7 protein-coding genes and 1 pseudogene are annotated in these 10,767 nt (G+C 62.4%); 1 reads left to right on the forward strand and 7 read right to left on the reverse strand.

What is annotated here, in order from left to right:
- The first annotated feature begins 187 nt into the window (after positions 1 to 187).
- Positions 188 to 1,621, forward strand: coding sequence for a DEAD/DEAH box helicase (locus AB4Z11_RS10445; RefSeq protein WP_442025125.1), 1,434 nt, complete (start codon positions 188 to 190; stop codon positions 1,619 to 1,621).
- 32 nt (positions 1,622 to 1,653) lie between these two features.
- Here the strand turns inward: AB4Z11_RS10445 and AB4Z11_RS10450 are convergent, their stop codons facing one another.
- The 7 genes and pseudogenes from AB4Z11_RS10450 to AB4Z11_RS10480 form a co-directional block, all read right to left on the reverse strand.
- Positions 1,654 to 5,436: a glycosyltransferase gene (locus tag AB4Z11_RS10450; RefSeq protein ID WP_442025127.1), complete on the reverse strand. Its 3,783-nt coding sequence runs from the start codon at positions 5,434 to 5,436 to the stop codon at positions 1,654 to 1,656.
- The gene (locus AB4Z11_RS10455) at positions 5,420 to 6,760 is read right to left on the reverse strand and encodes a class I SAM-dependent methyltransferase (protein WP_442025129.1); all 1,341 of its coding nucleotides are present in this window, start codon (positions 6,758 to 6,760) and stop codon (positions 5,420 to 5,422) included. Before AB4Z11_RS10455 ends, AB4Z11_RS10450 begins: the two co-directional genes overlap by 17 nt.
- Positions 6,757 to 7,977: an ABC transporter ATP-binding protein gene (locus tag AB4Z11_RS10460; protein WP_442025131.1), complete on the reverse strand. Its 1,221-nt coding sequence runs from the start codon at positions 7,975 to 7,977 to the stop codon at positions 6,757 to 6,759. Before AB4Z11_RS10460 ends, AB4Z11_RS10455 begins: the two co-directional genes overlap by 4 nt.
- Positions 7,977 to 8,771, reverse strand: coding sequence for an ABC transporter permease (locus AB4Z11_RS10465; RefSeq protein ID WP_442025133.1), 795 nt, complete (start codon positions 8,769 to 8,771; stop codon positions 7,977 to 7,979). Before AB4Z11_RS10465 ends, AB4Z11_RS10460 begins: the two co-directional genes overlap by 1 nt.
- 157 nt (positions 8,772 to 8,928) lie before the next feature.
- Positions 8,929 to 9,702 carry a Crp/Fnr family transcriptional regulator gene (locus AB4Z11_RS10470; protein WP_442025135.1) on the reverse strand — a complete coding sequence of 258 codons (774 nt, stop codon included), beginning with the start codon at positions 9,700 to 9,702 and terminating at the stop codon, positions 8,929 to 8,931.
- Positions 9,703 to 9,705: 3 nt separating this feature from the next.
- Positions 9,706 to 10,032 carry a hypothetical protein gene (locus AB4Z11_RS10475; RefSeq protein ID WP_442025137.1) on the reverse strand — a complete coding sequence of 109 codons (327 nt, stop codon included), beginning with the start codon at positions 10,030 to 10,032 and terminating at the stop codon, positions 9,706 to 9,708.
- Between the two features lie 37 nt (positions 10,033 to 10,069).
- Positions 10,070 to 10,767 (reverse strand): annotated as a pseudogene (locus AB4Z11_RS10480) (hypothetical protein); the annotation flags it as partial.

The raw sequence follows: 10,767 nt of genomic DNA on the forward strand, positions 1-10,767 counted from the left end.
TTCCATTTCTGCAATAGTTTCTCTCCAAAACACGCTGTTTCCGTGCGCTGTCGTGCCGAAACAGGTATTTCCATTTCTGCAATAGTTTCTCTCCAAAACACGCTGTTTCCGTGCGCTGTCGTGCCGAAACAGGTATCATCCGTGGTTGGCCGGGATTCCGGCCGTTCTGCATTTTGAAAAAGATTTTATGTCTGACACTGAGATCAACTCCGTCGAACCTGCGGCCGAAGCGCCCGCGCAGGTGCGTTTCAGCGACTTCGGCCTGTCGCAGGACATTCTGCGCGCGCTGACCGACCAGGGCTATACCCATCCGACGCCGATCCAGGCCCAGGCCATCCCGATTGTGTTGCAGGGCCGCGACGTCATGGGCGCTGCCCAGACCGGTACCGGCAAAACTGCCAGCTTCTCGCTGCCCATCATCCAGAATCTGCTGCCGTCCGCGAACAGCTCGATGAGCCCGGCACGCCACCCGGTGCGCGCKCTGRTGCTRACSCCSACCCGCGAACTGGCCGTGCAGGTGGCCGAGAACGTGGCCGCATACTCCAAGCACACGCCGCTGCGCTCCACCGTCGTCTTCGGCGGCATGGACATGAAGCCGCAGACCGAGATCCTGCGCCGCGGCGTGGAAATCGTGATCGCCACCCCTGGCCGCCTGCTGGACCACGTGGAGCAGAAGAATATCTCCCTGGCCCAGGTGCAGATGCTGGTGATGGACGAGGCGGACCGCATGCTGGACATGGGCTTCCTGCCCGATCTGCAGCGCATCATCAATATGCTGCCGAAGGCGCGCCAGAACCTGATGTTCTCGGCCACCTTCTCGCCTGAAATCAAGAAGCTGGCCTCCAGCTTCCTGAACAAGCCGGTGTCGATCGAAGTCGCGCGCAGCAATGCGACTGCCGACAAGGTGACCCAGGTGGTGTACAAGGTGTCGGAAGAGCACAAGCGCGAGGCCGTCGCCCACATCCTGCGCCAGCGCGAGCTGAAACAGGTGATCGTGTTCTCCAACACCAAGATCGGCGCTTCGCGCCTGGCCCGCGGTCTGGAACAGGAAGGCATGAAGGCCACCGCCATCCACGGCGACAAGTCGCAGCAGGAACGCATGGCCGCGCTGGAAGCCTTCAAGAAGGGCGAGATCGATGTGCTGGTGGCGACCGACGTGGCCGCCCGCGGCCTGGATATCTCGGACCTGCCTTGCGTGGTCAATTACGATCTGCCGTACAACGCGGAAGACTATGKGCACCGCATTGGCCGTACCGGCCGTGCCGGCGCGTCGGGCGACGCCATCTCGATCTATTCGGACAAGGACGAGCGCCTGCTGGCCGATATCGAAAAGCTGATCAAGCAAACCATCAAGCGCGGCGATCTGGAAGGCTTTGCGCCGGCATCTTTCCGTGGCGATGAGCGTCACGGCGACCGCCGCCGCAACCGCACCGATGCCGACCGCAGCGCCCCACGTTCGGCATCGCCGGCGCCGCGCCGCGAAAAGGTCGACCCTTGGTTCCTCAAGCCGTACGAGCCAAGCAGCAGCAAGGCCGCAACGACTGCTGCGACAGCGGCATCGCCCGCGATCAAACCGAAGAAGGTGGTCGCAGCCCTGCTGGGTGGACTTCCGAAGTCCTGATGAAAAAACGCCGGCTGCAGCCGGCGTTTTTCTTAGCTCGTTTGCTGCAGCTGATCCAGCAGCTCCAGCACATTATCGCGCCAGGTCTGCCACGGCATACCTTCTGATTGCGGATGGTTGCCTTCGGCGTGCGCCGCCAGCCATTCGCGCACGGCCAGCGCCAGATCCCCACCTGTCATGCCGCTGAAATAGGCGGCCCGCTCGCCCGCCACTTCGCGGAATACTGGAATGTCGCGCACCAGCAACGGAATGCCGTAGCGCGCCGCTTCGATCAGCGGCAAGCCAAAGCCTTCGCCTTCGCTTGGCGACAGCAGGCAGGCGCTGGCCAGGTAAATCTGCTGTAGCGTGGAGTCGTCGATGCCAGTCAGCCAGAGCAGGCGATGGCCGCGCTCAGGGTGCTGGGACAGGCGCTGCACAATGTGCGGAATGGTGCGGCGCTCATGTTCGGGCAGTGGTTTCCAGCCTTCGTTGCCGACGATGACCAGTTGCACATCCACCCCCTCGACCCACAGCTTTTCGAAGGCATCCAGCGTCTGTAAATGACCTTTGCGTGGTTCGATGGTGCCAACCATCAGGAAGCTGGGGCGAGCCGCGATCTGCTTCAGCAGCTCGGTATCCTGCACCGCCTCCGGCACCGGGCCGCCGATGTCCGCGCCGTGGTGCAGCACTTCGAGCTTCTGGCCCGCGCGGCGCGGGGCTTGTTGCTCGTGCAGCCAGCCATCCAGTTCGTCGGCGACGGCCTTGGAAATGCAGACCAGGCGGTCCGCTTCCGCAGCGATGCAGCGCAGCCAGGCGCCGTGCGTGATGTCGGTATTGGACGGGAAGAATTCGGGACGCAACACGGGTAGCAGATCATGCACCAGGAAGTTGACCGACACGCCGCGCGCGCGCCATGCTGCATAGACGCCGGCCTTCGCAGCGGCCATCACCTTCACCGGCGTATGGTCGGCATTGAAGTAAGCGTCGCCCGCTTGCAGATCCAGCGGTGGGTCCTCGCCTTGCAGCACATTGCTGATGCCTAGCAGCTCGGTGACGTAGCGGCGCGCATAGCGGTAATGCGGCACGCCGCCATCTTCGCTCAGATATACTGCTTCCGCGCGCCAGCCACTGGTGTGCGGTAGCTGCAGCAGTTCCAGCAACTGATGACGCACCACGCGCTCGATGCCGGTCTTCAGATCGTGGCGCGCGATATTGGTCACGTCCACCAGCAACTGGCGCTGCTGCAGCGGGTCCGGCGCGCGCGCGGCGCAGCGTGCCAGCTGTTCCAGCGTGGCTTCGTCCTGCGGCAGACCCGGCACGTCCAGCAGCGCTTGCAGCAGGGCGCGGCGACCGCCTGGACGTGCAGCCAGATCGCGGTCCAGCGCTTGCTTGTACAGCCAGCCGCAGCGCTCAGGGCTGTTGCGGGTGCCCATGAGCGCAAAACCGGCGGCKGCCAGTGCCTCGCGGCGCTCCGTATTGTGGCGCAGGGTGTCGAGTGCTTCCACCAGTTGCTCCTGGTTGAAGCTGTCCGGCAGCATCCATACCGCGTCATGCGGAAATTCGCCCATGGAGCCGTTGGCGTTGATGACGGTCGGCAGGCGGTAGATCATGCAGTCCAATACTGTGCCCGAGGTTTCGCCGCGCGAATCGGTGCGGAGCTGGACACCGACGTCGACTGCCTGCAGGTAGCGCAAGTAGTCTTCATCCGAAGTCCAGCCGGTGATCTTGATGCGGCCACTGCCGGCCGCCTTGATGATGGAAGTCAGTTCCGCGCCATAGTCGCCGCCGTGGTTTTCCCCGACAAACACCAGGTGGCATTGGCGGTCGCCATGCAGCGACGAAGCCAGCCAGGCCTTCAGCAGTTCCAGGCAGCGCTTGGTCGGCGCCACAAAGCCGAAATTGGCAACCACGAAATCATCTTGTCCGATACCGAGGATGGAGCGCGCTGCGGTGCGGTCATGCTCGGCCGGTACAGCGCGCGGCAGCTGGGCGTAGCTCCAGTCGCGTGCGGCTTCCGGACCGTAGCAGCGCTGCGCCAGGGTGCGTGCAAAGTCCGAGTGCACGATCACATGCGAGGCATCGCGCAGCACTTCCAGATTCGAGGGATAGAGTTTGCGTCCCAGTTCGTAGCCATCCGGCCCCACGCTGTCGCGCACCGCTGCGTAGCCATGCGAATGTAGCAGGGCGCGCGTCCACACGTCGGGCGAGCGGTTGGTCATCTGCTCGAAGGAAATCATGCCGCTCAGGTAGAAGTCGTGCAGCACCACGACGCCCGGATGGTCACGCAGCAGGTCCAGCATATAGCTGTGGAAGGGGCTGTTGCCCATCTGGTAGACGATGTGGTCCACTTCGTGCGCGTGCTCGCGTAGCCAGGCGGTATCGCGCACCGGCAGGTGCTGCAGCTCCGGCGGCAGGCTCACTTCCGGCTGTTGCACCACGATGTCGATGTCGAACCACGGCAGCAGCGTCGGCAACAGGCGGGTCGAATAGTCGGCGACGCCGGTGCGTTCCGGCAGCATTGGCGAGATGAAGGCCACGCGGCGCTTGGGCGTGCCGGCCGGGATGGCGCCAGCGGCGCGCAAGGCGGCGTCTTGCGCCTGCCGCTGCGCCAGCGTACGCGCATGGTGAGTCTCCAATGCGGCGATGGCTTTGCGTGCCGAACGATCCCAGCTGAATTTCTCGCGCTGCATTCGGCCGTGGGCGCGCAGGCGCTGCTGCAGTGCTTCGTCTTCCAGTATTTGCGTGATCTTGGCGGCGATGGCGGACGGTTGCAGCGGGTCGAACAGGGCGTCAGGCGTGCCGATCACTTCCGGTACGCTGGTGGCGTCGGAGCCGATCACCAYGGCGCCGCAGGCCATGGCTTCCAGAGCTGGCAGGCCGAAGCCTTCGTGCTTGGATGGGAACACGAACAGGGCGGTGCTGCGGTACAGCGTAATCAGTTCTTCATCGGTGACGTAGCCGGTGAAGATCAGTTCATTGGCGGTCACGCCGCAAGAGCGCGCATGCGTTTCCATCTTGATGCGTTCACTGTCCGACATTTTGCTGGCCACCAGCAGTTGGTGGCGTGCACGCAGGTGTGCGGGCAGCAGGCTGAAGGCGGTGATCAGGCCATCGATATTCTTGCGAGTGTCGAAGCCGCCGGGCGCATACATCACCAGTTCGCGCTCGATGCCGAAACGTTTGCGCAGCGCAGCCAGTTGGGCGGCATCCGGCTCACCCGGCTGGAAGGTGTCGTCCACCGCAGTGGAAATCGCCACCACGTCTTCCGGCTCCAGCTTCAGCGCGTCGATGGCTTCCTGGCGCGAGTAGTCGGAAATGGCCAGCAGCAGGCCGGCACGGCGCAGCGATGCAATCTTGCGCTCGTAGTAGGCGCGCTGGGTCGGGTGGCCAAGATAGCCTTCCGGATTCAGGAAGGGAATTAGGTCATACAGCACGACCGCGGTGTGCGCGGCGCCAGTTAAACAGCCGACCGATACCACAGAGTCGTCCACATAGCCTTCAAACAGGCTGGTGACCAGCACGGCGTCCGGCCGTAATTGTTCGATGAAATGTTCGCGCAGCAGTTCGCCTGCGCGCGCGCGCGGGCTGTTCTCTTCGGCGCGCTCGGCGCATGGCTGCAGGATGTCAAATACGCGGATGCGTTCCTGCGGCACCAGGCCCGCGAACTGGGCGCGCAGGTCTTCGATCGCGGCAGGCAGACCGCCGTTCATCACCAGCCAGATTTCATGCTCTCCGGCGTTGCGGGCCACGCCCAGTGCCAGTGCCAGCGAATAGCGTCCGATGCCGCGGAAGCGGCTTTCCGATTGGGTTCCTTGCAGATCAATGACGATGCGCATCTTGTTTCCTTGCTTGTAGCGCTTGCAGTTCGCGCAGCACACGGCTGGCGCGTGGTGACAGTCCGGAGCCGCCTTCGGTCAGCAGGGGCTGCGACGGTGCGGCATTGTGGGACAGCATAAGATTGAACAGGCGGGTGCGCAGGCCCGGCGTAAAGCGCAGCAGATAGAGCGCGATGGCTTTCAGGCGGCGATTGCCCAGCACGTAGCCGCCCAGGCGGTGCAGGCCGCGGCGAGCGCGATTCTTCACCGCGCGCAGAATGCGACCCTCACGGCGCGCTGCATTCAGGCGGTGCATGACACCGCCTACGTAGCGCCAGGGCACGGTGATGCGCCAGGAGCTGCTGTTCATCAGCGCAATCACCTGTTGCGCATACATATCCGCACGCTGCTCGGCGGCGGCGATGCGCTGTTCAAGCACACCGGCGCCGTGTTCAAGCGCGTCCGCGCGGTGTTCGATGGCGGCGGCACGATGATCCTGGCCGTCGGCGCGCTGGCGCAGCTGGCCGAGCTGCTCGCCGGTCTGGCCGGCTTCACGCGTCAAGCGTCCCAGCGCGTGATGGATCTCCGCGTGGCGTGTCGCACCTTGCTCTTCGTAGCGATGCGCCAGGATACCGAGGCCAATACCGAATTCTTTGTTGAAGGCTGCGTCGAAGGAGGCCAGCGCTTCCGGCGCGGCGCTCTTTTGCGCAACGATGGCGTAGTCCTGGCTCACGCCTTCCAGTACGTTCATCAGAACCAGGCGCACATCTTCATGCAGACGCGGATCTTCCTGCAGACGCACGATTTTGGCGCGCGCAAATCCCGCATGCTCCGCAGCGAAGGCCAGCAGATTTGGCGGCAACGGATGCAGGTGAGTCGGGTCCATGTAGAAGCTGGTCGCGCCGACGGTCAGGTTTTCCGGGTTTGGCGTTTCCATGATCAGCAGGCCGCCCGGCGCCAGGGCACGCAGGGCCTCTGCAATCAGTTCGCGCACCAGGTCGAAAGGCAGGTGCTCCACCAAATGGAAGGACGACACCATGGACAGGCTGCCGGCAGGCACGGCGCGCAGGGCGGCCAGTGCATCCATGCGCTCTGCGTTCAGGCCACGTTCGTGGCAGGCGGCCAGCATTCCTTCATCGAGGTCGATGCCGCGAGCGCTGAAGCCTTCTTCGCCCAGGAGTTCAAGCCACTCGCCGCGGCCGCAGCCCAGGTCCAACGCTGAAGGTTTGGCGTCTTGCGCCAGCAGGGCCTCCAGGAAAGGCGTGTAAGCGCGCAGGCGCTCCTTAATGGTGTCGCGCGCGCCGCGGTAGCGGTCCTCAAAAGCGCGATAGAAGGGGGGGCTCATCTTGCAATCTCCACTTGAGGTTCCAGCCAGCTGCTGCCCACGAACTCGCGCCGGTTCATGTTCATGACGATGAATAGCGCGGCCAAATCGCGCCATTCGTAGTTGTCGGCCAGATGGGTTTCGTTGCTGGTCAGCGCAGTCGTGATGGAATAGCTGCCTGCGCCCAGATTGAGCGGAAAACGGAAGCGGTATTCGATTTCTTCGCCAGGCTGCAGGGCACTTAGCGCCTTGTCCATGTGATGGGTGTTGGTGCCGTAGATCGGCTGGCCCAGGCGGTCCTTGATCATATAGCCCAGCACCAGGCGTGGAACGGCTTTGTTGATGCGTACCTTGACGCGCAGCGTGACGGGCACGCCAACATTCAACACTTCCTGTGCTTCACCCTCTTCGTTCTCGATCGTGATGGCCGTGACGCTCGCCTCGCCGGTGCCGGAGCTGGTCTGCACGCGGCCTTCCTCCGTCACGGTCTGCTGCACGGTAGAGTTTTCCCGTTCGGCAATCAGGGCGTTGTAGTAGTCCATCACTTCTTCCGGCGAGCCTTGCTTGGCCAGGCGTCCGCTATCAAGCAGGATGGCGCGGTCGCAGATGGATTGCATCGCCGCGCGGTCGTGGCTGACGATGAGCAGCGTGGTGCCTTGCTGGCGGTATTCGCGGATGCGCTGGAAGCTCTTGTGCTGGAAATAGGCATCGCCCACGGATAGCGCTTCGTCCACGATCAGCACGTCCGGACGCACTACGGTTGCCACGCTGAAGGCCAGGCGCATCTGCATGCCGGAGGAGTACACGCGCACCGGCTGGTCGATGTAATCGCCGATTTCCGCGAAGGCTTCGATCTGCGGCATCATGGTCGTGATTTCATCCACGGTCAAGCCGATCAGCTGCCCCGCCATGTAGGCATTCTGGCGCCCCGTGAAATCGGGATGGAAGCCCATGCCCAGCTCCAGCAGGGCGGCTACGCGGCCGGTGATGTTCACGCTGCCGGTGGTCGGCTGGGCGGTGCCGGTGATCATCTTAAGGAGGGTGCTCTTGCCCGCACCGTTGATGCCGATAATGCCAACCGCTTCGCCGGGGGCGAGCTGGAAATTGATGTCCTGCAGTACCCACTTCAGGTTGTGGTGTGCACGCTTGCCCGGCAGAACCCATTCGGCCAGGCGGCCCCATTGGTTGTGGTACTGCTTGTAGGCCTTGCCCAGGCCTTTAACGATAATGCTGCCCATTACAGTTCATCCACCATTTCGCCCGCGCGTTTGCGGAACAGTTGCAGGCCAAGTGCGCAGAACAGCAGCGCCAGTACGGTAACTGGGATCAGGGTATGCCAGTGCGGGAGCGTGCCGCGCACCAGGATGTCCTGATAAGCCGCGACCACGGCCGCCATTGGATTCCACACCAGCAGCTCGCGCACTGCTTCCGGCAGCGTGGTGACGGGGTAGACGATGGGCGTGAACCAGAACTGTAGAAGGATAGTGAAGAACTGGCCCACGTCGCGGAAGAACACATTCAGCACGCCGAGAATCATGCCGAGACCGATCGCAAACAGGATCTGGATTGCCAGCACGGGGAACACGGCCAGGAAGCTCCAGCCGGGGAAGGTGCCGGAAACCAGCAGGAAGACGGTGAACAGGCCGAAGATGATGCCGAAATTGACCAGGGCATTCAGCACCACAATGATAGGCAGACAAATCCGCGGGAACTGCAGCTTCTTCAGCAGATTGGCGTTTTCCAGGAAGACACCCTGGCTGCGGCCGGTGATTTCGGCAAACAGGCCCCAGGTCAGCACGCCGGCGCACAGGTAGATGCTGTAGGCAAAGGCGGAATCCATGCCTTGCAGGCGGTTGTGCATGACCTGCGAGAAGACCACGGTGTAGACCACGATCATGGCCAGCGGGTTGAGGATGGTCCAGGCGGCGCCGAGTAGGGAGTTGCGGTATTTGGCCTGGAATTCGCGCTTGACGCTGCCACCGATGAAACCACGGTAGCGCCAGATCCCACCCATCATGGAGCGGGAAATCATGAGGCCCCCGGTGTGGTGGTCGTGGTCGGCTGGATCATAAACTTAGGTGCTGACAAAAGGCGGAATTATAGCATCAGCAACTATTTGACCCTTCCTCAAAAGGTCCCAAATTTGTGTCCAAAAGTAAGACTGGCGCAGCATCGGCGCGCCCTTAGGCTTAGCCTTGCACCAGCTTTTGCAGCGCGTCCGGCTTGATGATGATGATCTTATGAGTACCCTTCTGAATAATGCCTTGCTGGACCAGGGTCAGTAGCGTGCGCGTCACCGTTTCGCGGCTGGTGTTGATCATATTGGCAATATCCTGATGGGTCGGCAGGTTCTCCACCACATGCACATCCCCGTCCTCTTTTTTCTTCATCAGGTCGAGGAAGGTGTAGATGCGGCGCGAGGTGTTATGGATGCTGAGCAGGGCGCGGAATTCGGAATCGCGCTGCACCTTCTCCGCCAGGAAACGCAGCATCTGGTTCGCCACGGACGGCGAGTGGGCAAACAGGTGCAGGGCAGTATTGCGCGGCAGCAGGGCCACCAGCACCGGCGTCAGTGCCACCACGGACGCTGAACGCAGCGAGCCGTTGATGACGGCAATTTCGCCGAAGAAGTCGCCTGGCTGCAGCATGCGCAGGCCGATGGCGCGGCCGTCTTCGGTAATGTCGATGACTTGCAGTGAGCCGGTCAGCAGGAACAGCAGGCTGTCGCCAGGCGCTCCCTTTTGCAGCACGATGTCGCGCTTGGCGTACTGGCGCACGCGCAGCTCGGTCTTAACGCGCGCCATGTCGTCCTCGCTCAGTTCCGCGAGAAGCGGAATTTTGCGCAAGTGGATCTGCAGATTGACTTGTTGTGGCTCAGGAGCAGCCGCTACCTGTGCCGCCTCTTCCGGCGGAATCAGGTCGTGCTCGTTCGTTTCCTGAAGTTTTCTCTTGCTAGTTGTCATTGTTCAAATAGCTCGTAAAAGCAGGATGACGCAGGTTGCTGCGCTAATACCGGCCACGTTGGCCGCCAGATCGCGCCAGCTGAAATTGCGGCCAGGCACCAGCTTTTGCAAGACTTCGATCATCCAACCGCCAGCCGCCAGACCAAGCAGCCAATATTGCAATTGTCCCCATGTCGGCGCCAGGGGCGCTGCCAGTACGGTCAGGCCGGCAAAAGCCAGGAAGTGCAGCAGCTTGTCGTTCGGCAGGGGCGGCAGCCAGCCTGCCGGCAGCAGGCAGCCGACAGACACAGCGGCCAGCGCCAATAAAAAGACAAACAGTTCCCAACCCATGATGCTCAACTTCGAAAAATAATGCAGAACCGCGAGGTCAGAAATTGTCCCAGCGCATACTCAGCTGAAGCGCATGGCTATTGTATTGGAACAACGAGATATTTTCGCGGTCGCGCACGACACGGCCTTCGAGATGAAGACTCACATTGGGACGGAAATACCACTGTACGGCAGCGCGGGCGCTTGTCGTATTTTGACGACGCGCCACTTCGATCAGGCCCGGTGAGTAGATATTGTCGCTTTGCCAGTGCTGGTGCGTCAGTCCGGCCTCTGCATACCAGCCGGAACCAAGCAGAGTATACCATTGCACGCTGCCGAACCAGCCCTTGCGGTCGCCACCCGGTCGTGCTTCGGCGCCATGATCGTGCAGTCCGCTGCCGGTAATTTGCACCTGATCGTGCTTCCCGCGGTAGGTGAACAGGGTGCTCAGTTCCAGCGTGGTGGCGTTGTAGGCGGTACGCGTTGGATAAGTCACGTGGCTGATATTGCCGGCAAATGCGAAGTCCCAGCCTGGCGGCATCGACATCGGCGGCGAGGCGCGCACCTGCAGCTGCTCCTGGCGCTGGTATAGCTTCTTATCCAGTTCGGCGGCGCCGAATGCGGCGGTGGCGCGCGTGCGCCAGCGGCCGATGTTCATCGAATGCTCGACACCCATCAGCATGGTGGCGGTATCCTGCTCGTGTATGTGATCGTTACGGCGCACATAGCCTTGCACAATGCCCAGCGTGCCGTAGC

It is taken from the genome of Pseudoduganella sp. RAF53_2, assembly GCF_052113985.1.
Taxonomy (GTDB): domain Bacteria; phylum Pseudomonadota; class Gammaproteobacteria; order Burkholderiales; family Burkholderiaceae_D; genus Rugamonas.

What these genes read in the sequence shown, in the direction of transcription:
- AB4Z11_RS10455 (WP_442025129.1), bottom strand. Translation starts at nt 6,760, where the DNA reads ATGAGCCCCCCCTTCTATCGCGCTTTTGAGGACCGCTACCGCGGCGCG.
- AB4Z11_RS10460 (WP_442025131.1), bottom strand. Translation starts at nt 7,977, where the DNA reads ATGGGCAGCATTATCGTTAAAGGCCTGGGCAAGGCCTACAAGCAGTAC.
- AB4Z11_RS10465 (WP_442025133.1), bottom strand. Translation starts at nt 8,771, where the DNA reads ATGATTTCCCGCTCCATGATGGGTGGGATCTGGCGCTACCGTGGTTTC.
- AB4Z11_RS10470 (WP_442025135.1), bottom strand. Translation starts at nt 9,702, where the DNA reads ATGACAACTAGCAAGAGAAAACTTCAGGAAACGAACGAGCACGACCTG.
- AB4Z11_RS10475 (WP_442025137.1), bottom strand. Translation starts at nt 10,032, where the DNA reads ATGGGTTGGGAACTGTTTGTCTTTTTATTGGCGCTGGCCGCTGTGTCT.